Annotated in this window: 24 protein-coding genes; 11 read left to right on the forward strand and 13 right to left on the reverse strand. The window is 71.5% G+C overall.

The features are described 5' to 3' along the window. A complete protein-coding gene (locus IF88_RS0127965; RefSeq protein ID WP_030718334.1) occupies positions 1-999 on the forward strand; it encodes an inorganic phosphate transporter in 999 nt (332 codons plus the stop codon). Between the two features lie 143 nt (positions 1000-1142). Here IF88_RS0127965 and pstB read toward each other — a convergent pair whose 3' ends face one another. The 7 genes from pstB to mshD form a co-directional block, all read right to left on the reverse strand. Continuing rightward, positions 1143-1919, reverse strand: a complete 777-nt coding sequence (gene pstB / locus IF88_RS0127970; protein WP_030718341.1) for a phosphate ABC transporter ATP-binding protein PstB — start codon at positions 1917-1919, stop codon at positions 1143-1145. Positions 1920-1949: 30 nt separating this feature from the next. Then, positions 1950-3032, reverse strand: coding sequence for a phosphate ABC transporter permease PstA (gene pstA / locus IF88_RS0127975; protein ID WP_030718344.1), 1083 nt, complete (start codon positions 3030-3032; stop codon positions 1950-1952). Next, the gene (gene pstC, locus IF88_RS0127980; protein WP_030718346.1) at positions 3032-4021 is read right to left on the reverse strand and encodes a phosphate ABC transporter permease subunit PstC; all 990 of its coding nucleotides are present in this window, start codon (positions 4019-4021) and stop codon (positions 3032-3034) included. Before pstC ends, pstA begins: the two co-directional genes overlap by 1 nt. A 158-nt stretch (positions 4022-4179) precedes the next feature. Further along, entirely contained in the window at positions 4180-5313 is a 1134-nt protein-coding gene (gene pstS / locus IF88_RS0127985; RefSeq protein WP_030718348.1) for a phosphate ABC transporter substrate-binding protein PstS, read from the reverse strand. Positions 5314-5558: 245 nt separating this feature from the next. Beyond that, positions 5559-6533, reverse strand: a complete 975-nt coding sequence (locus IF88_RS0127990) for a CHAD domain-containing protein (protein ID WP_030718350.1) — start codon at positions 6531-6533, stop codon at positions 5559-5561. Next, positions 6514-8802, reverse strand: a complete 2289-nt coding sequence (locus tag IF88_RS0127995) for an RNA degradosome polyphosphate kinase (RefSeq protein WP_030718353.1) — start codon at positions 8800-8802, stop codon at positions 6514-6516. Before IF88_RS0127995 ends, IF88_RS0127990 begins: the two co-directional genes overlap by 20 nt. A 529-nt stretch (positions 8803-9331) precedes the next feature. Continuing rightward, positions 9332-10258 (reverse strand): mycothiol synthase, encoded by a 927-nt coding sequence (mshD, locus tag IF88_RS0128000; RefSeq protein ID WP_030718355.1) that lies wholly within the window; start codon positions 10256-10258, stop codon positions 9332-9334. Between the two features lie 170 nt (positions 10259-10428). Here mshD and IF88_RS0128005 point away from each other — a divergent pair, with 170 nt between their 5' ends. Continuing rightward, positions 10429-12246 carry a bifunctional metallophosphatase/5'-nucleotidase gene (locus IF88_RS0128005; protein ID WP_030718359.1) on the forward strand — a complete coding sequence of 606 codons (1818 nt, stop codon included), beginning with the start codon at positions 10429-10431 and terminating at the stop codon, positions 12244-12246. 75 nt (positions 12247-12321) lie between these two features. Here the strand turns inward: IF88_RS0128005 and IF88_RS0128010 are convergent, their stop codons facing one another. Continuing rightward, on the reverse strand, positions 12322-13104 hold the full coding sequence (locus IF88_RS0128010) for an alpha/beta fold hydrolase (RefSeq protein WP_030718364.1): 783 nt from the start codon (positions 13102-13104) through the stop codon (positions 12322-12324). 123 nt (positions 13105-13227) lie between these two features. Here IF88_RS0128010 and IF88_RS0128015 point away from each other — a divergent pair, with 123 nt between their 5' ends. Then, complete coding sequence (locus IF88_RS0128015; RefSeq protein WP_030718366.1) at positions 13228-13797, forward strand: TetR/AcrR family transcriptional regulator; 570 nt, start codon at positions 13228-13230, stop codon at positions 13795-13797. Positions 13798-14023: 226 nt separating this feature from the next. Continuing rightward, on the forward strand, positions 14024-14929 hold the full coding sequence (locus tag IF88_RS0128020; protein WP_234323726.1) for a phosphatidylinositol-specific phospholipase C: 906 nt from the start codon (positions 14024-14026) through the stop codon (positions 14927-14929). Here IF88_RS0128020 and IF88_RS0128025 read toward each other — a convergent pair. The 5 genes from IF88_RS0128025 to IF88_RS0128045 all read right to left on the reverse strand — a co-directional run bounded on the left by IF88_RS0128025 (position 14909) and on the right by IF88_RS0128045 (position 20373). Then, on the reverse strand, positions 14909-16342 hold the full coding sequence (locus tag IF88_RS0128025; RefSeq protein WP_030718371.1) for a sensor histidine kinase: 1434 nt from the start codon (positions 16340-16342) through the stop codon (positions 14909-14911). The genes IF88_RS0128020 and IF88_RS0128025 overlap by 21 nt on opposite strands. Further along, positions 16339-17070 carry a response regulator transcription factor gene (locus IF88_RS0128030; RefSeq protein ID WP_030718374.1) on the reverse strand — a complete coding sequence of 244 codons (732 nt, stop codon included), beginning with the start codon at positions 17068-17070 and terminating at the stop codon, positions 16339-16341. Before IF88_RS0128030 ends, IF88_RS0128025 begins: the two co-directional genes overlap by 4 nt. A gap of 123 nt (positions 17071-17193) precedes the next feature. Next, the gene (locus IF88_RS0128035) at positions 17194-18354 is read right to left on the reverse strand and encodes a S1C family serine protease (protein ID WP_030718377.1); all 1161 of its coding nucleotides are present in this window, start codon (positions 18352-18354) and stop codon (positions 17194-17196) included. Positions 18355-18498: 144 nt separating this feature from the next. Beyond that, positions 18499-19521: a LacI family DNA-binding transcriptional regulator gene (locus tag IF88_RS0128040; protein ID WP_030718380.1), complete on the reverse strand. Its 1023-nt coding sequence runs from the start codon at positions 19519-19521 to the stop codon at positions 18499-18501. Between the two features lie 24 nt (positions 19522-19545). After that, positions 19546-20373, reverse strand: a complete 828-nt coding sequence (locus tag IF88_RS0128045) for a response regulator transcription factor (RefSeq protein WP_030718382.1) — start codon at positions 20371-20373, stop codon at positions 19546-19548. Between the two features lie 457 nt (positions 20374-20830). Between IF88_RS0128045 and IF88_RS0128050 the strand changes: the two genes are divergently transcribed. The 7 genes from IF88_RS0128050 (at position 20831) to IF88_RS0128075 (ending at position 25623) form a co-directional block, all read left to right on the forward strand. Continuing rightward, complete coding sequence (locus IF88_RS0128050) at positions 20831-21085, forward strand: MoaD/ThiS family protein (protein WP_030718384.1); 255 nt, start codon at positions 20831-20833, stop codon at positions 21083-21085. A 502-nt stretch (positions 21086-21587) separates the two neighbouring features. After that, positions 21588-22835: a hypothetical protein gene (locus IF88_RS0128055; protein WP_030718387.1), complete on the forward strand. Its 1248-nt coding sequence runs from the start codon at positions 21588-21590 to the stop codon at positions 22833-22835. Between the two features lie 64 nt (positions 22836-22899). Then, positions 22900-23616, forward strand: coding sequence for a DUF2993 domain-containing protein (locus IF88_RS0128060; protein WP_030718388.1), 717 nt, complete (start codon positions 22900-22902; stop codon positions 23614-23616). A 161-nt stretch (positions 23617-23777) separates the two neighbouring features. Beyond that, positions 23778-23861, forward strand: coding sequence for a putative leader peptide (locus IF88_RS49665; protein WP_350206375.1), 84 nt, complete (start codon positions 23778-23780; stop codon positions 23859-23861). A 176-nt stretch (positions 23862-24037) separates the two neighbouring features. Further along, on the forward strand, positions 24038-24883 hold the full coding sequence (locus tag IF88_RS0128065; RefSeq protein WP_030718390.1) for a sulfurtransferase: 846 nt from the start codon (positions 24038-24040) through the stop codon (positions 24881-24883). 53 nt (positions 24884-24936) lie between these two features. Continuing rightward, positions 24937-25227 (forward strand): DUF1416 domain-containing protein, encoded by a 291-nt coding sequence (locus IF88_RS0128070; protein ID WP_030718391.1) that lies wholly within the window; start codon positions 24937-24939, stop codon positions 25225-25227. A gap of 132 nt (positions 25228-25359) precedes the next feature. Beyond that, positions 25360-25623 (forward strand): DUF3099 domain-containing protein, encoded by a 264-nt coding sequence (locus IF88_RS0128075; RefSeq protein ID WP_030011782.1) that lies wholly within the window; start codon positions 25360-25362, stop codon positions 25621-25623. Positions 25624-25716: the final 93 nt, after the last annotated feature.

Consider the following 25716-nt stretch of genomic DNA (forward strand, 5'->3'; position numbering starts at 1 on the left):
GTGGACACCTTCGCTCTGGTCGTGACCATCGGTGTCGCGCTCGGCTTTACGTATACGAACGGTTTTCACGACTCGGCGAACGCGATCGCCACCTCCGTCTCGACGCGGGCGCTGACCCCGCGCGCGGCGCTGGCGATGGCCGCCGTGATGAACCTCGCCGGCGCCTTCCTCGGCAGCGGGGTCGCCAAGACGGTCAGCGAGGGCCTGATCGAGACGCCCCACGGCAACCGGGGCATGTGGATCCTCTTCTCGGCGCTCGTCGGCGCGATCGTCTGGAACCTGATCACCTGGTACTTCGGCCTGCCCTCGTCCTCCTCGCACGCGCTGTTCGGCGGCATGGTGGGCGCGGCGCTGGCGGGCGGCACCGGTGTCATCTGGAGCGGGGTGATCGACAAGGTCGTCATCCCGATGTTCGCCTCGCCGGTCGTCGGTCTGGTCGCCGGCTATCTGGTGATGGTGGTCATCCTGTGGATGTTCCGCCGTTCCAACCCGCACAAGGCCAAGCACGGGTTCCGTATCGCGCAGACCGTCTCGGCGGCCGCCATGGCGCTCGGCCACGGCCTCCAGGACGCGCAGAAGACGATGGGCATCGTCGTGATGGCGCTGGTCATCGCCGATGTGCAGAGCGCCGACGACGCGATCCCGATCTGGGTCAAGATCGTGTGTGCCGTGATGCTGTCGCTGGGTACGTACGCGGGTGGCTGGCGCATCATGCGCACCCTCGGCCGCAAGATCATCGAGCTGGACCCGCCGCAGGGCTTCGCGGCCGAGACCACGGGCGCCTCGATCATGTTCGGCTCGGCGTACCTCTTCCACGCGCCGATCTCCACCACGCACGTCATCACCTCGGCGATCATGGGCGTGGGCGCGACCAAGCGCGTGAACGCGGTCCGCTGGGGCGTCGCCAAGAACATCGTCCTCGGCTGGTTCATCACCATGCCGGCCGCGGCCCTGGTCGCCGCGGTCTGCTTCTGGATCGTGAACCTCGCCTTCGTGTAGCGGGCGAGAAGCAGGACGCAGGAACCAGGACGCGGGAACGAAAGCGGGCCGGCTCCCCCCACCCAGGGGGAGCCGGCCTTTTTCTTTCTTTCGTCTTGCGGTGGCACCGCCATGCAGCACCGCAGGACGTTCAGCACATCTCTTCAGCCGAAGCGGCCCGAGATGTAGTCCTCGGTCGCCTGCACGGACGGGTTCGAGAAGATCCGGTCCGTGTCGTCGATCTCCACGAGCTTGCCGGGCTGGCCGACCGCCGAGAGGTTGAAGAAGGCGGTGCGGTCGGAGACGCGGGCCGCCTGCTGCATGTTGTGCGTCACGATGACGATCGTGAAGCGCTCCTTGAGCTCGCCGATCAGGTCCTCGATGGCGAGGGTGGAGATCGGGTCGAGGGCCGAGCAGGGCTCGTCCATCAGGAGGACCTGGGGCTCGACCGCGATGGCGCGGGCGATGCACAGACGCTGCTGCTGGCCGCCGGAGAGGCCCGAGCCGGGCTTGTTCAGGCGGTCCTTGACCTCGTTCCAGAGGTTGGCGCCCTTGAGGGAGCGCTCCACGATGTCCGTGAGCTCGGACTTCTTGAAGTTGCCGTTCAGCCGCAGGCCCGCCGCCACGTTGTCGAAGATCGACATGGTGGGGAAGGGGTTCGGGCGCTGGAAGACCATGCCGACGGTGCGGCGGACCGCGACCGGGTCCACGCCGGCGCCGTACAGGTTCTCGTCGTCCAGGAGCACCTTGCCCTCGACGCGGCCGCCGGGGGTGACCTCGTGCATGCGGTTGAGGGTGCGCAGGAAGGTGGACTTGCCGCAGCCGGAGGGGCCGATGAAGGCGGTCACGGAGCGGGGCTCCACGGTCATCGAGATGTCATCGATGGCCTTGTGGGTGCCGTAGAAGGCGGACAGTCCGCTGACGTCGATTCGCTTCGCCATGAGGGGTCACTTCGCTTTCATACAGTCGCGTCAGCGACCGGTCTTCGGGGCCTTCCAGCGGGCGATGCCGCGGGCCACCAGATTGAGGATCATGACGAAGGCGATCAGTACGAGGGCTGCGGCCCACGCCCGGTCGTAGGAGGCTTCACTGCCGACCTTGTACTGCTCCCAGATGTAGAGGGGGAGCGAGGACTGGGCGCCTTCGAAGGGGTTGGCGTTGATCAGCTGGGTGCCGAAGACCAGCAGCATGATCGGCGCCGTCTCACCGGCGATGCGGGCCACGGCCAGCATGACACCGGTGGCGATACCGCCGATCGCGGTCGGGAGCACGACCTTGAGGATCACGCGCCACTTCGGCACGCCGAGGGCGAGGGCGGCCTCGCGCAGCTCGTTCGGGACGAGCTTGAGCATCTCCTCGGTGGAGCGGACCACGACGGGCATCATCAGGATCGACAGGGCCATGGCGCCGGCGAAGCCGGAGGGGCCGAAGCCGAGCATCAGGTTCCAGGTCGTCAGGATGAACAGACCCGCGACGATGGAGGGGATGCCGGTCATGACGTCGACGAAGAAGGTGACGGCCTTGGCGAGGGAGCCCCGGCCGTACTCGACCAGGTAGACGGCGGTCAGCAGGCCGATCGGAGCGGCGATCAGGGTGGCCAGGGCGACCTGCTCGATGGTGCCGAGCAGCGCGTGGTACACGCCGCCGCCCTCGTCGAAGCTGGTCACGCCGTTCATGGAGTGCGTCAGGAAGTTCCCGGTCAGGAGCTCCAGGCCGCGGCTGATCGTCGTCCACATCAGCGAGAGCAGCGGGACGACCGCGAGGACGAAGCAGACCCACACCATGGAGGTCGCGACGCGGTCCTTGGCCTGACGCCGGTTCTCGACGACCGCGCTAGCGGTGTACGTGATGACGACGAACAGGACGGCCGCGAGCAGTCCCCACTGCACCTTGCTGTGCAGGTCCAGGGCGAGGCCGATGCCGCAGCCGAGGGCGATCGAGAGGACCGTGATGCCGGCCGGGGCCCAGCGGGGCAGGCCGCCTCGGGTGAGGCCGGCGGGGGCGGCGGACTTGGGGGCCCGGGCGGGCCGCTGGTCCTGGAGTGCGTGGCTCATCAGGCGTTCGCCCCCGAGAAGTCCTTGCGGCGAGCGATGATCAGGCGAGCTGCACCGTTGACCAGCAGGGTGAGCAGGAAGAGGACCAGACCGGAGGCGATCAGCGCGTCCCGGCCGAACTCGTTGGCCTCGTCGAACTTCGCGGCGATGTTCTGCGCGAAGGTGCCGCCGCCCGGGTTCAGGACGTGGAACGAGATCAGGAAGCTCGGGGAGAGGACGGTCGCGACGGCCATGGTCTCGCCGAGTGCGCGGCCGAGGCCGAGCATCGAGGCGGAGATGACACCGGAGCGGCCGAACGGCAGCACCGACATCCGGATGACCTCCCAGCGGGTCGCGCCGAGGGCCAGGGCGGCCTCCTCGTTCATGCGCGGGACCTGGAGGAAGACCTCGCGGCTGACGCTGGTCACGATCGGCAGGATCATGATCGCGAGCAGGATGCCGACGGTGAAGAGCGAGCGGGCGACACCGATCTGGGTCTTCTCGAAGACGTACGTCCAGCCCAGGTACTCGTCGAGCCAGAGGTTCAGGCCGTTCAGCTGCGGTACGAGGAAGAGGGCGCCCCAGATGCCGTAGATGATCGACGGTACGGCGGCGAGCAGGTCGACCACGTACGCGAGGGGCGCGGCCAGCTTGCGCGGCGCGTAGTGCGAGATGAACAGGGCGATGCCGACGGCGATCGGAACCGCGATGGCCATCGCGATGATCGAGCTGACGACGGTGCCGAAGAGCAGGACGGCGATGCCGAAGACGGGCGGGTTGGCCGACGCGTTCCAGTCGAAGGTGGTGAGGAAGTTGCCCTCGTTCTTCGACAGTGCGATCGAGGCACGGTAGGTGAGGAAGGCGGCGATCGACGCCATGATCACCAGGAGCAGGATGCCGGATCCCTTGGAGAGCCCGGCGAAGATCTTGTCACCGGCGCGGCCGGTGGACCTTCCGCTCCTGGCGACAGGCGGAGCCGTGTCTGTCTGGGTGGGTGTGGTGGAAGCCATGGTCTTTCCGGTCTGTGTGGGGGGCAGGCCCCCTGGCGGCGGTGCACCGGATTCGCCCCCAGACTCCGTCCGGGGGGACCCCCACCGGGTGGAGTGGGGGAGAGTCCCCGAGGTGTCGGCTGCCCGGACGGGGGCGGCCGACACCACGGGGGTCAGATTCAGCCCAGCGAGTTGATGGCTTCGCGGACCTTCGTGTTGATCTCGGCCGGGATCGGCGCGTAGCCGTTCTCGAGGAGGAGCTTCTGGCCCGCGTCCGAGGCGGTGTAGTTCAGGAAGGACTTGACGGTCGGGAGCGTCTCGGCCTTGTTGCCCTTGTCGCAGACGACCTCGTACGTGACCAGGACCAGCGGGTAGGCACCCTCGGACTTGGTGGTGTAGTCGAGCTTCAGCGCCAGGTCGGAGCCGGTGCCGGCGATCTTGGCGGCGGCGATGGCCTTGGAGGCGTTCTCACCGGAGGCCTTGACCGGGGCGGCGGCGCCCGTGTTCAGGTCGACGGTCCTGATGCCCTGCGAGCCGGCGAACGAGAGCTCGAAGTAGCCGATCGCTCCGTCGACCTGCTTGACCTGGGCGGCGACACCGGCGGAGCCGGAGGCGGCCTGGCCACCCGGGGCGGCCCACTTCTTCGCGGCCTCGTGCGGCCAGGCGTCGGGGGCGGCGGCCTTCAGGTACTTGGTGACGTTCTCGGTGGTGCCCGAGTCGTCCGAGCGGTGGAAGGCCTGGATGGCGGTGGAGGGAAGCGTGACGCCCGGGTTCAGCTTCTTGATCGCCTCGTCGTCCCACTTCTTGATCTTGTCGTTGAAGATGTTGGCGACCGTGGCGGCGTCGAGGTTCAGCTTGTCCACGCCGGCGACGTTGAAGCCGAGGGCGACGGGGCCACCGACCATCGGCAGGTTGATGCCCTGGCCGCCGGTGCAGATCTTCTTCGACTCCTCGACCTGCTCCGGCTTCAGCGCCGAGTCGGAGCCGGCGAAACCGACGGTGCCCTGGTTGAAGGCGACGATGCCCTCACCGGAGGAGGAGGACTTGTAGTTCACCTCGACGCCGGAGCAGGCGGCCATGTAGTTCTTGATCCACAGCTCGACCGCGTTCTTCTGCGCGGAAGAGCCCGAGGCCAGGAGCTTGCCCTTGGCGTCGTCGCACTTGATCTCGCCGGCGGCCGCGGAGGGCTTGGCCGTGCCGTCGGCGGTCTTCGTGTTGTCGTCCGAGCCGCACGCCGTGAGGACCAGGGCGCCGGACACGACAAGCGCCCCGAGGGCGGAGGCACGAAGCATGTTCTTGCGCTGAAGCTTCACTTTCGGGTGTTCCTTCCAGAAGCCGCCGGCCGCTTTCTGTGTCGGGGCGGCGTGCGAAGAGGACTACGTCGGTTCGCCCGGCTGAGCTGCTCGACTCCCGGGCGGCTCGCTCCGTGCATCACCGAAATTAGGCAGAACAGGTGAAGCAGCTGACCGGCCCGAGTGAACGGACGGTGAACCGTGGCGGACGACCCGGTGCGTTCCCGTCCGTGCGTGCGTAGCCGTCATCATCCGTTATCCGTCTGTTACCTCGGCGTGACCGCGGGCTCCCTCAGCCACAGGCGCTCGAAATCGAGCCGGGCCGCCTCCACCTCGTGGCGCTGGTCGGCGTGCAGGACGCCCAGGGCGTACGCCGTCGCCGGTGCGATGCGCGGGGTGCGGGCCGCCGTCGCCGAGGCGGCCGCCGCCTCCGCCGCGTCCCGGTGGCGGTCCAGGGCTTCCCCCGCGGCCGCGGGCCGGCTCACGTCCTCGCCGAGCGCCTCACGGGCGTACCGGTGGACCCGCAGGAGGCGGCGTACCTCGTGCCAGAGGCCGTCGTGGTCCGCGTTGTACGGGCTCGGCGCCGCCTGTTCGCCGCCGCCCCGCGGCGGGAGCGCCGCGACCGCCGCAGACAGTCGATTTTCGGCCACTTCTGCCAGGGGGACCAGGACGTCCCCGACCCGCCCCCGGGCCGCGACGGAGTCCAGCGGGACCTCAGAGGCCAGCACCGCCACCGCGTCCGCCACCGCGTGGAAGCGGGAGGAGCCGAGCGCCTGGAGGGTGGCCGAGTGAGCGCGCGTACGGGCCAGGGTGAGCTGGCGCTCCAGCAGGGCTCCGGCCCGCGCCGAGCCCACCGTCAGCGCACCGGCCGTGCCGCGCGGCGCCGGGAGCTCGGGGGATCCCGACAGCCGGTGCAGCGCGTCCATCAGCCGGGTCAGCCGGGCGGCGTACGCGTGCTCGTCGGCCAGCGTCGAGGACAGCCACACCAGCTCGGTGCGCAGCCCGTCGGCCCAGGAGGACTCGGTCACCACCCGGAAGGTCGCCAGGGATCCGCTGATGCGGCGCGCGGCCCCCCGCAGGCTGCGCGCCGCGTCACTGCCTTCGGCTGCCCCGCTCGCTGTGCCTTCATCGTGCAGGCGCAGCGCGCGCAGGAAAGCGGTGGCCTGGGAACGCAGGTACGTGCCGAGCACGTCACCCGCGTCCGCCGTCGCCGTAATCGGTTCATGGTTTGGCTGAGCCACGCCGGCGCCTCCGGGCGTCTATGAGCGTCTCCTGTACGTGCCGCAGCGGCTGGCCTTCCGCGTCCGTGCTGTGCCGGGTCCACTCGCCGTCCGGGCCCAGGTGCCAGGAGGAGGTGGCGTCGGACATGCCGGTTTCGAGCATCCGGTCCAGTGCCGCGCGGTGGGCCGGGTCGGCGACCCTGACCAGTGCCTCGATACGGCGGTCGAGGTTGCGGTGCATCATGTCGGCGCTGCCGATCCACACCTCGGGCTCGCCGCCGTTGCCGAAGGCGAAGACCCGGGAGTGTTCCAGGAAGCGGCCGAGGATCGAACGGACCCTGATGTTCTCCGAGAGCCCGGGGACTCCGGGGCGCACGGCGCAGATGCCGCGCACCCAGATGTCGACGGGCACGCCCGCCTGGGCGGCCCGGTAGAGCGAGTCGATGAGGGCCTCGTCGACGATCGAGTTCATCTTCAGGCGCACGTAGGCGGGGCGGCCGGCCAGGTGGTGGGCGGCCTCCTTGTCGATCCGCGCGATCAGCCCGTCGCGCAGCGAGCGGGGCGCCACCATCAGCCGGCGGTAGGTCTCGCGGCGCGAGTAGCCGGACAGCCGGTTGAAGAGGTCGGAGAGGTCCGCGCCGACCTGCGGGTCGGCGGTGAGCAGGCCGAGGTCCTCGTAGAGCCGGGCCGTCTTGGGGTGGTAGTTGCCGGTGCCGACGTGCGAGTAGCGGCGCAGCTGGTCACCCTCCTGGCGGACGACGAGGGACAGCTTGCAGTGGGTCTTGAGGCCGACGAGCCCGTAGACGACGTGGCAGCCGGACTCCTCCAGCTTGCGCGCCCACTTGATGTTGGCCCGCTCGTCGAAGCGGGCCTTGATCTCGACGAGTACGAGGACCTGCTTGCCGGAGTCGGCGGCGTCGGTCAGGGCGTCCACGATCGGGGAGTCGCCGGAGGTGCGGTACAGCGTCTGCTTGATCGCGAGGACGTCCGGGTCGGCGGCGGCCTGCTCCAGGAAGGCCTGCACCGAGGTGGAGAAGGAGTCGTACGGGTGGTGCAGCAGGACGTCCCGCTCGCGCAGGGCGGCGAAGATGTCGGGCGCGGACGCGGACTCGACCTCGGCGAGGTCCCGGTGGGTGCCGGCGACGAACTTCGGGTACTTCAGCTCGGGCCGGTCCAGGGAGGCGATGCCGAAGAGGGCGGTCAGGTCGAGGGGCCCGGGCAGCGGGTACACCTCGGAGGCGTTGACGTTCAGCTCCTGCACCAGGAGGTCCAGTACGCCGGGGTCGATGGACTCCTCGACCTCCAGGCGCACGGGCGGGCCGAAGCGGCGCCGCATGAGCTCCTTCTCCAGGGCCTGGAGGAGGTTCTCGGCGTCGTCCTCCTCCACCTCCAGGTCCTCGTTGCGGGTCACGCGGAACATGTGGTGCGCGAGCACCTCCATGCCGGGGAACAGCTCCTCCAGGTGCGCGGCGATGACGTCCTCCAGCGGGACGTAGCGCTGCGGGGAGGCCTCCAGGAAGCGGGAGAGGAGCGGCGGGACCTTGACCCGGGCGAAGTGGCGGTGGCCGCTGACCGGGTTGCGCACGACGACGGCCAGGTTGAGGGAGAGGCCGGAGATGTACGGGAACGGGTGCGCGGGGTCCACGGCCAGCGGGGTCAGCACCGGGAAGATCTGGTTCCGGAACAGCGTGAAGAGGCGGGCCTGCTCCTTCTCGGTGAGGTCGGGCCAGCGGATGAGGTGGATGCCCTCCTCGGCCAGGGCCGGGGAGATGTCCTGCTGGAAGCAGGCGGCGTGGCGGGCCATGAGCTCGCGCGAGCGCGTCCAGATGAGGTCCAGCACCTCGCGGGGCTGCAACCCGGAGGCGGACCGGGTGGCGACACCTGTCGCGATACGCCGTTTGAGGCCGGCCACGCGGACCATGAAGAACTCGTCGAGGTTGCTCGCGAAGATCGCCAGGAAATTGGCGCGCTCCAGCAGGGGGGTGGTGGGATCCTCGGCGAGCTCCAGGACGCGCTCGTTGAAGGCCAGCCAGCTGCGCTCCCGGTCGAGGAAGCGCCCCGGGGGGAGCTCGTCGCCGTCCTTGTCGTCGTACGCGTCCAGGTCGGCGTCGATGTCGGGTTCGAGGTCGACGTGCGGGCGGTGCGCCGAGATGGAGCCTATGCGGGCGTGGGCGCCGGTGACGGCGTTGACCGGGCCGGCCACCGGGCCTGTCGCCTGGCCGGCGGGGGGCGTCTGGGACGGGTGCTGGGCGGGGACCTCGGTGGGGCCTGCGCTGGGCTTGTGGCTCATGACTCCATTCTTCCGCGCACGCGGGAGGACGGGCGCGTCGGAAGTGTCGGCCGTCAGTCGGAGTCGGGGCTGCATGGGGGGAGAGTCGCAAGCGCGTCTGAATGCCCGGTTAATGGCGTGTGGCTTCCCGGCTCCGCCTGGCGCACGAGTCGCCTCCCGGCGGGGGTGGCGGAGGTGGCGGGGCCTGCGGCCTGGCGTGCCGGGTGTACCCCCGGGCCCCGCCGGGCGCTGCCCTGCCCGGACCCGCGCCTCGACGCCGGCGGGGCTCAAAGATCGGGGCTCCGCCCCGGACCCCGCGCCTCAAACGCCGGCGGGGCTGGGTTGTGCCTGCGGGGCTCAAGGATCGGGGCTCCGCCCCGGACCCCGCGCCTCAAACGCCGGCGGGGCTGGGTTGTGCCGGCGGGGCTCAAGGATCGGGGCTCCGCCCCGGACCCCGCGCCTCAAACGCCGGCGGGGCTGGATCGTGCCGGCCGGCCCGGGTTGTGCCGGCCGGCCGGCCGGGCTGGCAGAGCGGGGCGGGGGCCGGGGGTCAGCTTTCCGTGCGGTACATGAGGTCGACCTCGTGGGTGGTGAAGCCGAGGCCCTCGTAGACGGCGAGGGCGGCCGGGTTGTCGGCGTCGACGTAGAGCATGGCCGTCGGCAGGCCCTGGGCCGCCAGGTGGCGCAGGCCGATCGCGGTGAGGGCCTTGCCGAGGCCGCCGCCCTGGGCACCCGGGCGGACCCCGAGGACGTAGACCTCGCCCAGCCGCTCCGCCGCGTGGACCTTCGTCCAGTGGAAGCCGACGAGCTCCCCGTCGCGCTCCGCGAGGAAGAAGCCCTTGGCGTCGAACCACGGCTGCGCGATCCGGTCGTTCAGGTCCCGCTGGGTCAGCGAGCCCTGCTCGGGGTGGTGGGCGAAGGCGGCCGCGTTGGTGGCGAGCCAGGCTTCGTCGTCGGTGCCGGGCACGAAGGTCCGTACGATCACGCCGGGCGGGAGCGCCGCCTCCGGCAGCGGGTCGGTGTCGGTCAGCGGCCGGCGCAGCTGGCGCAGCTCGCGGAAGAGGGTCAGGCCGAGCACCTGCGCGAGGTGCCGGGCGGCCGACTTGCCGCCGTGGGCCCACACCCGCAGCCGCTTCCCGGAGGTGGCGAGCAGGGCCGTGCCCAGCGCCCGCCCGTGGCCGCGGCCGCGCAGGGCCGGGTGCACGACGAGCTCGGCGGCGGGGGCCTCCACCGGGTCGGTGTCCTCCAGTTGTCCGTATCCGGCGAGCCGGTCCCCCTCGGTGAGCAGGAAGTGCCGGATCCCCGCGCGCGGTCCGCCGCGCAGCTGGAGCCGTCCCTGCTCGGACACGGCGGTGGTGCCGTCCGTGCGCGCCGCGTCCTCGATCAGGTCGAGTACGGCGTCGGCCTGTTCCTCCGTCAGTTCGTCGAGGGTCTGAATCTGCCGTCCCGGCTCCAGGGCCGCTGCTGCCTCAGTCATGGCACGAGCCTACGACCGCGGCGGGTGGCGGGCGGAGTGCGGGCGCGAGGTCCGTCCGTCTTCTGTGCGTAACCAACGCGATACCCGTTACCCCCTGGTAGAGCTACGCGCGTTGACCATAGGCTTCCCCGGACCTCCCAAGCAGTATCGCTGTCCACAAAGGGGACTAAATGTCAGCGACGCCACAACGGCACCGCCGAAACCGCCGGTTGACCTTCGCCGCCCTCGCCGTCACGGCCGGGGCCGGGGCCATGGTCGCCGCCGCACTGCCGGCCGGAGCCGCGAGTGGTGGCGGTACGGCCAAGAGCCGGACCGTCGATGTGCAGATGCTGTCGTTCAACGACTTCCACGGCACCCTGGAGCCCCCGCAGGGCTCGTCCGGCACCGTGACCGAACGTCAGGCCGACGGCACCACCAAGGCCATACCCGCGGGCGGGGTCGAGTACCTCGCGACCAGCCTGCGCGAGGCCCGCAAGGGCCACGAGTACTCCGTCACCGCGGCGGCCGGTGACATGATCGGCGGCAGCCCGATGCTGTCCGGTCTCTTCCACGACGAGCCGTCCATCGAGGCGCTCAACAAGCTCGACCTGGACGTCACCAGTGTCGGCAACCACGAGTTCGACGAGGGCAAGACCGAGCTGCGGCGCATGGCGTACGGCGGCTGCCACCCGGTCGACGGCTGCTACGAGTTCGGCAAGGAGTTCACGGGCTCCCGGTTCCAGTACCTCGCCGCGAACGTCACCGACGAGAAGACCAAGCGTCCGCTGATGTCGCCCACCTTCGTGTGGAAGAAGGGCGACGTGAAGATCGGTTTCATCGGCGTCACCCTGGAGGGCACTCCGGACGTCGTGACCGCCGAGGGCGTCAAGGGCCTGAAGTTCGGCGACGAGATCGAGACGATCAACAAGTACGCCGCCGAGCTGAACAAGCAGGGCGTGAAGTCGATCGTCGCGCTCATCCACGAGGGCGGTCTGCCCGCGAACGGCGCCTACAACTACGACTGCAACGTCCCCGGCGCCGGCGCCGGCATCTCGGGCGCGATCGTGGACATCGCCAAGAACGTGGACTCCAAGGTCGACGCGCTGGTGACCGGCCACACGCACCAGGCCTACGCCTGCAACATCCCGGACCCGGCGGGCAACCCGCGCACGGTGACCTCGGCCGCCTCCATCGGCCGCCTGTTCACGGACACCACCCTCACCTACGACCGGCAGACCAAGGACATCGTCCGTACGCCGGTCGCCTCGCCCAAGCCGGTGAACAAGGTCGTCACCCGGGACCAGCCCAAGGCCCCGGACATGACCGAGCTGATCGACCGCTGGAAGACCCTCGCGGCCCCGATCGCCAACCGCCCGCAGGGCTTCATCGCGGCCGACATCCCGGGCCGCGGTTCCGAGGCGCCCGAGAAGCCGCTCGGTGACCTGATCGCCGACGCGCAGCTGGAGGCGCTGGCCCCGGCGGACAAGGGCGGCGCGCAGCTGGCGATCATGAACCCGGGCGGTATCCGCTCGGACCTCGCCTACAAGGCCTCGGGTGACGAGGGCGACGGCGTGGTGACGTACGGCGAGTCCTTCACGGTCCAGCCGTTCACCAACATGATGAACATCGTGGACCTGACCGGTGCTCAGCTGATCACCGCGCTGCAGCAGCAGGTCAGCGGCCCGGTCAACGGTGCGAACCCGAAGGTCCTGCAGGTGTCGAAGGGCTTCACGTACACCCTCGACATGACGAAGACGGGCGTGGACCGCATCGTCGTGGACTCCGTGAAGCTGAACGGCGCGGCGATCGACCCGGCCAAGACCTACCGGGTCGCGATGAACGAGTTCCTCGCGGGCGGCGGTGACGGCTTCACCGTCCTGAAGGAGCACAAGAACAAGCTGGTGGGCGCGTCCGATCTGGACTGCTTCAACGCCTACCTGACGAAGAACTCCTCGGCGACCAGCCCGATCGCCGTGCCGGCGGCGGACCGGATCACCGTGATCAAGTAACACCGCGTGCGGTGCCCCGAAGGGGCGGCGGGCCATCGGCCCGCCGCCCCTTCGGCTTTCCCCGCTCGGGCATGGTCAGAGGGTCGCCAGGAACGTGCCGACGGCCGCGTGGAACCCCTCCGGGTCGGTGAACGGCACGAAGTGGTCGCCGTCGAGGGGTGCGTACGAGGTCTTGGGGCGCCGGGCGACCATCGCGTCGGCCGCGGCCTGCGTGAGCGCCTGGCTGCGGGTGCCGTGGACCAGCAGGGCCGGGCAGGTGCTCGCGAGCCAGGTGTCCCAGTGGTCGCCGTCGCACGCCCGGATGGAGTCGAGCATGTCCTGCGGGTGGTAGGCCAGGCGCCAGCCGCTGCCGTCCCGGAGGGGGCGCAGTCCGTCGGCGACGAAGGGGGCGGCCGGTCCGGCGGCGGCGAGGAGGTCCTCGCGGGTGGGGGCGGTGTAGGGGAGGCCGTCGAGGAAGTCGAACCAGTTCGGCCCCGTGGGGATGCGGATCTCCACGGCGGCGTCCACGCCGATGAGCGCGGAGATCCGGTCGGGGTGGGCGGCGGCCAGGTGGTAGGCGTTGAGCCCGCCGAGGGAGTAGCCGAGGAGCGTGACGGGGGCGTCGAGGCCCAGGTGGTCCAGGAGGGCGACGGCGTCGGAGACGTAGCCCTCACGGTGGTAGTCGGGCGCCCGGCCCGAGTCGCCGTGGCCGCGCTGGTCGGGGGCGATGACCCGCCATCCGTCGCCGAGGGCGGCGGCCAGACCGGTGAAGGCGAGGGCTTCGGACATGCCGCCGTGCAGGGCGAGGAGCGGGCGGCCGGGGCCGCCGAAGTCCAGGTAGGAGAGGGTCCGGTCGTCGATCTTCAGCTCGTGGCGCATGGCTCGTGCCTTCCGTGGGCCCGTGGATCTTCCGATGGCTCCACCCTGCCAGGAGTTGGGCAGGTGCGCAATACGACTGTGTAGCGCATCTGCCCAAAACGGTGCGCGGATACGATCCCAGGCATGGGAAATCGCGAGGACCTGCTGGCCGGAGCGCGCCGCTGCCTGGAGGAGAAGGGGTACCTGCGCACGACCGTGCGCGACATCGCCTCGGCGGCGCAGGTGAGCATGGCCGCGATCGGCTACCACTTCGGATCCCGGGAGGCGCTGCTCAACCAGGCGCTCTTCGCCGCCATGGACGAATGGGCGGCGGGGTCGGGCCGGCTGGCCGGACAGGGCGACACCGCCGCCGAGCGGTACGCCGACACCTGGGACCGCAAGATCCAGGACTTCGCCGAGATGCGCTGGCTCTGGACGGCCAACGTCGAGGCCTTCGTGCACGCGCAGTCCTCGCCCGAGCTGCTCGCGATCCTGGCCGAGGAGCAGCGCAAGTCCCGGCCCATGGTGGCCGCCCAGCTGCGCGGGGTGCCCCAGGACGAGGTCGCCGAGGGGGACGTACGGGCCCTCGGGTCGGTGCACCTCGCGCTGCTGACCGGGGTGATGGTCCAGTGTCTGACCGATCCGGAGGGCGCGCCGAACGGCCGGGAGATCGTCCAGGGGCTGCGCACGATGGTGGAGCTGCTCGAACGCTGAGGCCGGGGCCGGGGCCGGGGCCGGGGCCGGGACCGAGCCGGGGCCGGGACCGAGAGGGGGGTCGGGGCCGGGACCGGGACGGGGGCCGGGGTCGGGGCCCGGGCCAGGGGTGCAGGCCGGGTCGGGGTCGGGTCCGGTCCGGAGACCGACCCTTACCGACGGGTACCTATTTTGAGGTGTCCACGCCATACTCCGATGCCATCACCGGGTCGGCGAAGGGGCGGGCATGGGCGTGGACATCGGCATGGGCAGCGGCGCGGGCGTGGGCAGACGGGCGTTCCTGGCCGGAGCGCTGGCCGCCGGCGCGGCGCTGGGGCTGGGCGCCGCGGGGACCGCCCCGGCCTCGGCCGCGGCCCTCGGCACCCAGGACTGGATGGCCGGACTCGGGGACTCCACCGCCCTCCAGCGGATGACCATCCCCGGCACCCACGACTCCGGCGCCACCAAGGGCGGCCTCTACGTCGCCTGCCAGAACACCTCGATCGCCCAGCAGCTCGACTCCGGCATCCGCTTCCTCGACGTCCGCTGCCGGGTCACGGGCGGGTCCTTCGCGATCCACCACGCGGCCTTCTTCCAGGACCTCATGTTCGGGGACGTCCTCGTGGCCTGCGGGAACTTCCTCGCGGCGCACCCCTCCGAGACCGTCCTGATGCGCCTGAAGCAGGAGTACTCCACCGACAGCGACGCCACCTTCCGCGCCGTCTTCGACGACTACCTGAACAACCGCGGCTGGCGCCCGCTGTTCCGCATCGCCGACACCCTGCCCACCCTCGGCCAGGCCCGCGGGAAGGTCGTGCTCCTCGCCGACAACGGCGGTCTGCCCGGCCTGCGCTACGGCGACGGCAACGTCTTCGACATCCAGGACGACTACAACACCGAGCCCTTCGCCAAGCGGGGCCGCATCGAGAACCACCTCCGCAAGGCCGTCCAGCAGCCCGGCAAGCTCTTCGTGAACTACGTCAGCACCGCCGCCTACATGCCGCCGCGCTGGAACTCGGACCGCCTCAACCCGCAGGTGCACGCGTTCGTCGACGGCGGTGAACTCGCCGGCCGGACCGGGCTCGGCATCGTCCCGATGGACTTCCCGAACACCCGCTCCGGCCTGGTCGCCTCACTGATCCGGCACAACTGACGGCTCGGAGGGCGGCGGGGTCGGCGCCCCCGGGATGCGGAGCACCGCCTCCGTGCCCGGGCCGCCGTCGGCCGCCGCCCGCAGCTCGGCGCTGCCGCCCGCGCGTGCCGCCGTACGGGCCACGATCGACAGGCCCAGCCCGCTGCCGGGCAGGGCGCGGGCCGACGGGGACCGCCAGAACCGCTCGAAGACGTGCGGCAGGTCCTCGGCCGGGATGCCCGGACCGTGGTCCCGTACGGTCAGCTCGCCGGCCCGCAGCGTCACCTCGACCGCGCCGCCCGGCGGGCTGAACTTCACCGCGTTGTCGAGGACGTTGACCACCGCCCGCTCCAGTGCGGCCGCCTCGCCCCGTACGTACCAGGGCGCCAGGTCCGAATCGAAGCGGAGCTCCGGACCGCGCAGCCGGGCCCGGGACAGCGCGGCCCCGGTGATCTCGTGCAGGGCGACCACCTGGAGCGGGCCGGGAGAGGCCGCGTCCGGCCGGGACAGCTCCTGGAGGTCGCCGATCAGCGAGGCCAGCTCCGTCATCTGTGCTTTGACCGAGGCCAGCAGCTCCCGCCGGTCGTCGGGCGGGATGGCCCGGCCGGTCTCCTCACTGCGCGCGAGCAGCTCGATGTTGGTGCGCAGCGAGGTCAGCGGGGTGCGCAGCTCGTGCCCGGCGTCGGCGATCAGCTGGGCCTGCCGGTCCTGGGAGGAGGCGAGGGCCGCCGTCATCGAGTTGAAGGACCGCGACAGGCGGGCGATCTCGTCGTCGCCCTCGTCGGGGATCCGTACGGTGAGGTCCTCGGTGCGGGCGATGTGCTCGACGGCGTCGGTCAGTTCGTCGACGGGCCGCAGTCCCGTACGGGCCACCCACAGGCCGGCCGCGCCGGCACCGACGACCCCGACGCCGCAGACCAGGAGCAGCACCCAGGCCAGGGTGTACAGGGGCTTGTCGATGTCGGCGAGCGGCTTGGCGACGGACAGCGCGGCGGCCCGGCCGTCTAGGAGGGCGGGCTGGGTGTAGACGCGGACGGCCACCCCGTCGGAGGTGGTCGCGTCGTAGAGGACGGCCCCGCGCCGCCGCTGGGCGACTTCGAGGTCGGGGGTACTGACCGGGAGGGTGCCCTTGCCGTCGACCCAGCAGTGGCCGCCGTCCGGCAGCACGATCTGCACCTGGGCGCTGAGGTTGTTCGCGGGCCGCTCCGGCAGGGCGTTGCCGGAGACGCAGTTGAGCGCCCGGAACACCTGGTTGGCCTGCGCCTCCGCGTTGGTGGCGCGCAGCGAGCTGTCCAGCTGGTCGCGCAGCTGGGCCCGCACCATCACCCACGACACCGCGGCCACCGCGGCGACGGCCAGGGCCACCGCCACCGTGACGAGCAGGGCCAGCCGGGAGCGCAGCGGGAGCGCGCGGAACCTGGCGGTCGGACTCACTCGGGCCCGCTCTCGCCGGCGCGCAGGACGTAGCCCACCCCGCGCACGGTGTGGACGATGCGGGGCTCGCCGCCCGCCTCGGTCTTGCGGCGCAGGTACATCACGTACACGTCCAGGGAGTTGGAGCTGGGCTCGAAGTCGAAGCCCCAGACGGTCTTGAGGATCTGCTCGCGGGTCAGGACCTGGCGCGGGTGCGCGAGGAACATCTCCAGCAGCGTGAACTCCGTACGGGTCAGCTCCACCGGCCGCCCGCCCCGAGTGACCTCGCGGGTCGCGAGGTCCATGCGCAGGTCGCCGAAGGTCAGGACGTCCTCGTGGCTCTCGCCGCCGGCTTGCGGGGCGGCGTAGGAGCTGCGGCGCAGCAGGGCCCGGACGCGGGCGAAGAGCTCGTCGAGCTCGAAGGGCTTGACGAGGTAGTCGTCGGCGCCCGCGTCGAGGCCGGTGACGCGGTCGCCCACGGTGTCGCGGGCGGTGAGCATCAGCACCGGCGTGACGCTGCCGGCGGCGCGCAGCCGCCGGGCGGCGGTCAGCCCGTCCATCCGGGGCATCTGGATGTCCAGGACGATCAGGTCGGGGGAGTACGAGGCCGCCCGGTCGAGGGCGTCGAGCCCGTCGACGGCGGTCTGCACGGCGTACCCCTCGAAGGCGAGGCTGCGGCGCAGGGCCTCGCGTACGGCCGGTTCGTCGTCGACGACGAGGATCCGCGCTTCGCCTTCGGCGGGATTCATGGATGGGTCTCCCAGAGGTGGTGGTCGGCCGAGGAGTCCGACATGTGACGGCGCCTCCAGCCTCGCACGGACGCAGGGGGTGTCCCCGATCGGGCGAGCCCGGCCCGATCGGGGAGACACCCCCTAGAACGAGGTGCCGAAGCCGTTGGCGGTGGAGCTGTTGCCGTCGGTGCCGGAGGAGCCGGGCCCGCCGGGGCCGCCCTTGCGGAGGGAGTCCAGGTCGGCCTTGACGGTGTTGACCGGGATGGCGAAGCCGAGGCCGACGCTGCCCGCGGCGGAGCCGCCGGAGGAGGGGGAGTAGATCGCGGAGGGCATCCCCACGATCTCGCCGTTCATGTTGACCAGGGCGCCGCCGGAGTTGCCGGGGTTGAGGGAGGCGTCGGTCTGGAGGGCCTTGTACGAGGTGGTGTCGGAGCCGGTGTCCCCGTTGAACTCGCGCCCGCCGAAGGAGAAGGGCCAGCCGCCGCCGTCCTGCTGCCGGCCCTGCGGGGCCTGCTGCTCGGACTTCGGCACCTTCACCTCGCGGTTCAGCGCCGAGACGATGCCGCTGGTGACGGTGCCGGTCAGGCCGTCGGGGGAGCCGATGGCGACGACCTGGTCGCCGACCTTGACGTTGCCGGAGTCACCGAGCTTGGCGGGCTTGAGGCCTCCCCCCAGGCCTTCGGCCTGGGAGGTACCCCCGGCCCCTTGGAGCTTGATGAGGGCCAGGTCCTTGTCGGGGTCGGTGCCGACGATCCTGGCCTTGTACTTCTTGCCGTCGCTCATCGTCACCTGGATCTCGGCGGCGCCGTCCACGACGTGGTTGTTGGTGACGATCTCGCCGTCGGCGGTGACGACGATGCCGGAGCCGGTGCCCTGGCCGGACGCGGTGCGGGTGTCGATGCGGACCACCGAGGGGCTGACCTGTTCGGCGACGCCGGAGACGGTGCCGGTGCCGGTGCTCTGCGAGACGTTGGTGCCGTTGACGCCGCCGGAGCCGCCGCTCTGGTGGACCATCAGCTGCTGGACGGCGGCCGCGGTGCCGCCGCCGACGAGGGCCGCGGCGAGCGCGACGGCCGCCAGCAGGGCCACGGGCCGCTTCGCGCGGGGCGCGGGGGCGGCGGCGTGGGCCGGGCCGTCGTGGCGGGCGGCGGGGACGGTCTCGCCGCGGATGACCGGCGGCTGGTGCGCTTCGTGCCAGCCGGGTGCGGCGGGCGGGTACGAGGGCGGCGGTGGGTACGCCCCCGCCTGGGTCGGGCGGTGCTCCTGGGGGTGCTCGCCTTCGCGGCGGAAGCTGTCGGTCATGGCTCCGACTCTGGTCGCCGATGATGAGAGCTTCCTGAGTCTGACCTGAGAAGCCCGACAGAACCTTGTATGCCCCTTATAAGGACCGGGACTTCCGCCGCCCGCCGCTGCCCCTTCGGCCTCGCCGGTACGGGAGGCGCGGGGTCAGCGGCAGCCGCAGGAGCGGCGGATCACCAGGGCCGAAGGGAACTGCTTCAGGCGTTCGCGGCGGGAGCCGGCCACGCGGAGGCCGTCGTCCAGGACGAGGTCCACCGCCGCGCGGGCCATCGCCGGGCGGTCCGAGGCGATCGTGGTCAGCGGCGGGTCCGTGAGGGCCGCCTCCTTCACGTCGTCGAAGCCGGCCACGGCCAGTTCCCCGGGCACGTCGATGCGCAGCTCGCGCGCCGCGCGCAGCACACCGATCGCCTGGTCGTCCGTGGCGCAGAAGATGGCCGTCGGCCGGTCGGGCCGGGCCAGGACCTCCAGGGCGACCGTGTACGCGTCGTAGCGGTTGTACGGGGCCTCGATGAGCCGGCCCTCCACCCGGCGGCCGGCCTCCTGCATGGCCCGCCGCCAGCCCTCTACGTGGTCGGCGACAGGGTCGCCGACGGACGGGGTGTTCTCGACGCCGCCGATGCAGGCGACGTACTCGTGCCCGTGTTCGAGCAGGTGGCGGGTGGCGAGCTGGGCGCCGCCGATGTCGTCCGTGACGACGGCGACGTCGTCGATCGCCTCCGGCCGCTCGTGCAGCAGCACCACGCGCGCGTCCCAGGCCTCGATTTCGCTGGCGGCCTGCTCGCTCATGCCCTGGCTGACCAGGATCAGGCCGGAGACCCGCATTCCGAGGAAGGCCCGCAGGTAGTGGACCTCACGCTCGGTGCGGTAGTCGGAGTTGCCGACGAGCACCATTTTCCCGCGCTCGGCGGCGGCCTGCTCGACCGCGTGCGCCATCTCCGCGAAGAACGGCTGACGTGCGTCCGGGACGATCATGCCTATGAGGTCGGTGCGCCGCGAGGCCATCGCCTGGGCGACCCGGTCCGGGCGGTAGCCCAGATCCTTGATCGCGGCGAGGACACGCTCGCGCGTGGCCGGGGCGACCGGCCGGGGTCCGTTGTTGATGACGTAGCTCACGACGGCGGTAGACGTACCCGCAAGTCGTGCCACATCATCCCGCGTCACCTTGGCCACGCGCGGCAGTCTACGCGGGGTGACCTACCTCTGGGCAGGCCGTCCTGCCGAGTGGACGATCGAGGGCTCCTCCGCCGATCGGGTGACGGCCGGGGCCGGCTGCGCGGACGCCTGTGCGGTGGCCTGCGCCGCGGCCTTGGCCGCCGCCTGGGCCGCTGCCTCCGCCGCCGCCCGCTCGACCTTCTCCGGCGTGACGAAGCGGTAGCCGACGTTGCGGACCGTGCCGATCAGCGACTCGTGCTCGGGGCCGAGCTTGGCGCGCAGCCGCCGTACGTGGACGTCCACGGTCCGGGTGCCGCCGAAGTAGTCGTAGCCCCAGACCTCCTGGAGCAGCTGGGCGCGGGTGAAGACCCGGCCCGGGTGCTGCGCGAGGTACTTGAGCAGCTCGAACTCCTTGAAGGTGAGGTCCAGCACCCGCCCCTTGAGCTTGGCGGAGTACGTCGCCTCGTCCACCGAGAGATCGCCGTTGCGGATCTCCATCGGGGAGTCGTCCGAGCCCAGCTGCTGACGGCCGGTGGCCAGCCGCAGCCGCGCCTCGACCTCGGCCGGGCCGGCGCTGTCGAGGAGGACGTCGTCGATGCCCCAGTCGGCTGTGACGGCCGCGAGGCCGCCCTCGGTGACGACGAGGATCAGCGGGCAGCCGGGCCCCGTGGAGCGGAGCAGCTGGCACAGCGACCGCACCTGCGGCAGGTCGCGGCGGCCGTCCACGAGGATGACGTCGGCACCCGGGGTGTCCACGAGGGCCGGGCCCTCGGCCGGGGCCACCCGGACGTTGTGCAGCAGCAGGCCGAGGGCGGGCAGCACCTCGGTGGAGGGCTGCAGCGCGTTGGTGAGCAGCAGGAGAGAGCTCATGACCGACCACCTGCCCGGGTCGGACGGTGCACGGTTCGCTGGTCCATCACGTCGGTTCCTCCTCGGTCCCGTCGAGGACGTGCGCGGTACTGCTTCGTACGTCTTGCCTGGCGCCCCTGCGGTCCCCGCGCCCTGGGGTCCGCATGGATACCACTGTTCTCGGTTCGTTCAACGCTCTGAAAGCACAAAAGGACCCGGGGGCAACGTTGCCCGGATCCTCTCGCCAAGCAGAATAGCCCACCGGCCCGTGCGCGGCCGAGCACTCTTCGACATCCCCGTTGTGGGTTCTGCCACGCCCGTGCCCTGCGTATGCCCCGGTTTCACCGGATCGGCGGCCCGCCGGGCGGTGACGGGGGACCGCCCCGGCGCCCACGCGACGCGTTGGCGCACGCCGGGGCGGACGGCCGGAGGGGCCATCATGGAGGCCGACGGTAGAGAGCCGACGATAGGAGCTGCAGTGGCAACCGGAACCATCCGCTACTGGGCGGCGGCCAAGGCCGCGGCCAAGACGGCGGAGGAGCCGTACTCGGCGCGCACACTGGCCGAGGCGCTCGACGCCGTGCGGGAGCGCCACCCCGGGGAGCTGACCCGGGTGCTGCTGCGCTGCTCCTTCCTCGTGAACGACGAGCCTGTGGGCAAGCGCCCGCATGATGCCGTCCTGCTGACCGAGGGGGGCACCGTCGAGGTGCTCCCCCCGTTCGCGGGCGGGTGAGCGGGAGCCGATGAGCACGCCTGAGGAACACCAGCAGCAGCGGGAACAGCGCGAGCGGCAGGAGCAGGAGCAGCAGGAGCTGCGCCGGCAGTACGCGCAGCAGCAGGACCCGTACGGGACCCAGACCTGGCAGTCCGACACCTGGGACACCAGCCATCAGCCGGTCTACCCGGCGCTGGGCGCGGTGCCGGGGCAGCCGGTGGCGCCCGACGGGTGGTTCCGCGACGAGGCCCCGGCCGCGCAGCCCCAGCCGCAGGCGCAGCCCCCGGCCCAGGCCCAGGCCGGCGGTGCCGGTGGGTCCTGGCCGGACGGTTCCGCGGCCGGGTCCGCCGATCCCTACGCGGCGTCGTACGAGTACCCGGCGTCCGGCGGGCCCGCGCAGCAGCCCGTGGCTCCGGAGGGCTGGTTCCGGGACGAGGCCCCGGCGCAGGCGCAGGCGCAGACCCCGGCCCCCGCTCCGGCTCCCGTCCAGGACTGGTCCCTGGGCGGTCAGGGCGCGGGGATGCCCGCCGCGGCCGCCGACCAGACGGCCTACCTGCCGCCGTACCCCGGTCCCGCGCAGGAGGCCGCCGCCGAGCAGACCGCGTACCTGCCGCCGTACCCCGGCCAGGCGCAGCAGCCGGCCGCCCCGGAGGGCTGGTTCCGCGACGAGGCGCAGGCCCCGGCCCCCGCTCCGGCTCCCGTCCAGGACTGGTCCCCGGACGACCAGGGCGCGGGGATGCCCGCCGCGGCCGCCGAGCAGACCGCCTACCTCCCGCCGTACCCCGGCCCCGCGGAGCAGTCGGCCCCGGCCGAGGAGACGGCCTGGGGGCACCCGGCGGTAGCCGGGGGACTTCCGCCGGCGCCCGCCGCCGAGCGGGACGAGGCAGCCGCGGAGCAGACCGCCTACCTGCCGCCGCAAGCGGCCGCGACCCCGGCCCCGGCCGAGGACGGCGCCGAACCGGTGGAGGTCACCGCCTGGTCACCGCCCACCCTCGCCGGGAACACCCTGCGCGCCGTCGACCCGGCCCAGGCCCGCGCCGAAGGCCGGTCGCCGATCATCGACCCCGGTCCGCAGTCGGCCATACTGACCGCCGCCCTCGGCCTGCTGCTCGCCGTGGCCGCGGCCCTCGGGCAGTACGCCCTGCTCGTGCCGCTGATCGCCCTGCAGGCGCTCACCGCGGCCGGCTGGTTCCGTCTCAACGGCATGTGGCCGGCCCGCCAGGGCATCGCCCTCGCCTTCGCCGGAGCCGTGGTCGCCGACGTGGCCGTGCTCGCGGTGGACCCTACGTACGGCCCCGGCGCGATCGTCGGCACCCTCGGCGCCTGGGTGCTGCTCACGCTCGTCCTCCAGCTGCGCAGCCACGCGGATCCCGACGAGCGGATGTACGGGCTGATGGCCTCGGTGGCCTCGGCCGCCCTCGCCATCATCTGCGCCGGCTACCTGGCGGCGGGTTCCGCCGCCGTCACCGTCGGCGCGGCCGCCGTGGCGGTCGCCGTCTTCGCCCGGGCGCTGCCGCTGCCCACCGCACCCTCGGTCGGCGTCTCGCTGGCCGCGGCCGCCGGTGCGGGCGTCGCGGTCGGCGGACTGACCTCCGTCGGGGTGGGCGGGGCGCTGATCGGCCTGGTCTGCGGCGTGTGCGCGCTGATCGGGCTGCGCGTGGCGGCGTACGACTATCCCTCGAAGTTCGTGCACATGACGGCCGGTGTGGCGCTGCCGCTCGCGGCGGCCGCTCCCGCCGTGTACCTGATCGGCCGGGTGGTGGGCTGACGTTCCGCTGACGGGCGCACATGGTCCACTAGATCGCTCGTACCGACTAGTAGGGGGAGGGCACGTGCGTGCTCTGCGGATCGTTGTGATCATCGGAGTGGTGCTGGGGGCGGTCTTCGCCGGCGTGGACCGGTGGGCCGCGGGTTACGTGGAGAACCAGCTGGCCGACAAGATCCAGGCCCGTCAGGGCCTGGCCGGCAGCTCGGAAGTGGAGATCCGCGGATTTCCCTTCCTGACCCAGGCGTTCAGTCACGAGCTGGACCAGGTCGACCTGAAGCTCAGAGGTGTCGAGGTGGTCGCCGAGGGCCGCAAGACGCGGCTCTCGGAGCTCGACGCGAGCTTTCGCAGCGTGAAGCTCAACGGTGACTACAGCGGCGGCACCGCCGAGCGGGCCGAGGGCACCGGGCGCATCACGTACGAGGACCTGACGGCGGCCTCGCAGACCGGCGCGACCCTCACCTACGGCGGGGCGCCGGGCAAGGTGAAGGTCACCGCGGGCGTGGACGTGCTCGGCAAGACGGTGACGCACAGCGTGGTGTCGACGATCTCCCTCGTGGACGCGCCGGACGGAAAGGGCGCCAAGCTCGTCCGGGTGCACGCCGACGAGGTGCCGGGCTCGGGCATACCCGGGGTCGAGAAGCTGATCCGCAAGAAGACCGACTTCGAACGCAACCTGGAGGTCGGCATGCCGGCCGGGCTCCACCTCTCGGCCCTGACCTCGGACGAGTCCGGTGTGCACCTCACGCTGGGCGGCTCGAACGTGGTGGTGGCCGGATCGTGAGACAGTGCGGTCCGATCCGCAGAAGGGCGGGCCGCACAGGGGGTCCCCGGGGCGGCGCGGCGGCCGCCCGGAGAGTTCCTATCCCACTATCCGGACGATCCTGTCTCGGAATATGACACACCGGTGACAGGGCGGCCGATTCGTCCCTACGATCCATGGCTATGAAGCATCAGCAGGCGGACCTCACGAAGCGACGGGCAGTAGACCTGTGTCGCGTCGCCGCCATGCTCTGTCGATCCATGTGACCTGTGAGCGCATCCGCTCCATCAGCCGGACGACGGCCCCAAGGCCCTTTCCGCGTGACCGCACCCGCCTCCTGATCGCCTGACGCCTCCCCGCGCAGGGTCCGGAGCGCACCCGCAGGCACGCAGCACGCGTCACCCGCACCACCCCGCCGCACACTGCCCCGGAGGAGAACATCATGAGCCGCAGCGACGTCCTCGTAGACGCCGACTGGGTCGAGGCCCACCTGAACGACGAGAACGTCGTCGTCGTCGAGGTGGACGAGGACACGTCCGCCTACGACAAGAACCACATCAAGAACGCCGTCCGGATCGACTGGAAGCAGGACCTCCAGGACCCGGTCCGCCGTGACTTCGTGGACCAGGAGGGCTTCGAGAAGCTGCTCTCCGCCAAGGGCATCTCCAACGACGACACCGTCGTCCTCTACGGCGGCAACAACAACTGGTTCGCGTCCTACGCCTTCTGGTACTTCAAGCTCTACGGCCACCAGGACGTGAAGCTCCTCGACGGCGGCCGCAAGAAGTGGGAGCTCGACTCCCGCGACCTGGTCGACGGCAAGGACGTCCCGAGCCGCCCGGCCACCGAGTACAAGGCCAAGGCCCAGGACACCTCCATCCGCGCCTTCCGCGACGACGTCGTGGCCGCGATCGGCAACCTGAACCTGGTCGACGTCCGCTCGCCCGACGAGTTCTCGGGCAAGCTGCTCGCCCCGGCGCACCTCCCGCAGGAGCAGTCGCAGCGCCCCGGCCACGTGCCGAGCGCCCGCAACATCCCGTGGTCGAAGAACGCCAACGACGACGGCACCTTCAAGTCCGACGAGGAGCTCAAGGCCCTCTACGAGGCCGAGGGCGTCGACCTGTCGAAGGACACCATCGCCTACTGCCGCATCGGTGAGCGCTCCGCGCTCACGTGGCTGGTGCTGCACCAGATCCTGGGCCAGACGAACGTCAGGAACTACGACGGCTCCTGGACCGAGTACGGCTCGCTCGTCGGCGTGCCGATCGAGCTCGGCCCCAACAAGTAATCCCGGGCACGCGACGCCCCGTAGTACGACCTCTCTAGGACAGGACAGAGAACATGTGTGGAGCACAGATCGGCGGGCCCGACCTCGCGACGCTCAAGCCCGGTGAGACCGCGATCCAGGGCCAGGTGACCAAGGGCGGTGAGCCCATCAGCGGTTACGTGCGGCTGTTGGACGGCGGCGGCGAGTTCACCGCCGAGGTCCCGACCTCGGCGACCGGCCAGTTCCGCTTCTACGCCGCTCCCGGCACCTGGACGCTGCGGGCGCTCGTCCCGGGTGCCCAGGCGGACCGTGCCGTCGTGGTCGCCGAGGCCGGCGGTGTGACGGACGTGGCGATCGCGGTCTGAGCACCGCACGTGTGATCGCTCGACAGATCGGCCGGAGGGCCGCACCCCAGGGGGTTGGACGCCACTGGAACGGGGTGCGGCCCTTCGTGCCGTCCGCCTTGTGTTCGCGGCCGCCCGCTCTACGCTGGAGTCATGTACGCCCGGCGCCGGCGCGCCTATTTCCTGCTCATGGGCGGATGCCTGGTCCTCTTCGTCTCCGCCTGGACCTTCGTGCGCCTGCTGTCGGTCGAGGCCGCGGTGGCCATGTGCGTGGTCGCCATGGTCATCCCGCCGGTGGCCGCGATGATCGCCAACCGGCGCGGACCGGACGACCGCTGGTGGGACGACCCCTCGGGCGATCCGAAGTCCGACGAGTGGTGGGACGAACTGGACGGAAAGCGGCGTCACGAGGATTGAAACCTCACGAGACGAGACTGTGATCTACGTTCGTACAACTGCTCCCCTCCGGTGTGGGTCATGGGGTACGCGCGGGTAACCAACCTGCGCCTC

The organism is Streptomyces sp. NRRL F-2580 (genome assembly GCF_000720115.1).
Classification (GTDB): domain Bacteria; phylum Actinomycetota; class Actinomycetes; order Streptomycetales; family Streptomycetaceae; genus Streptomyces.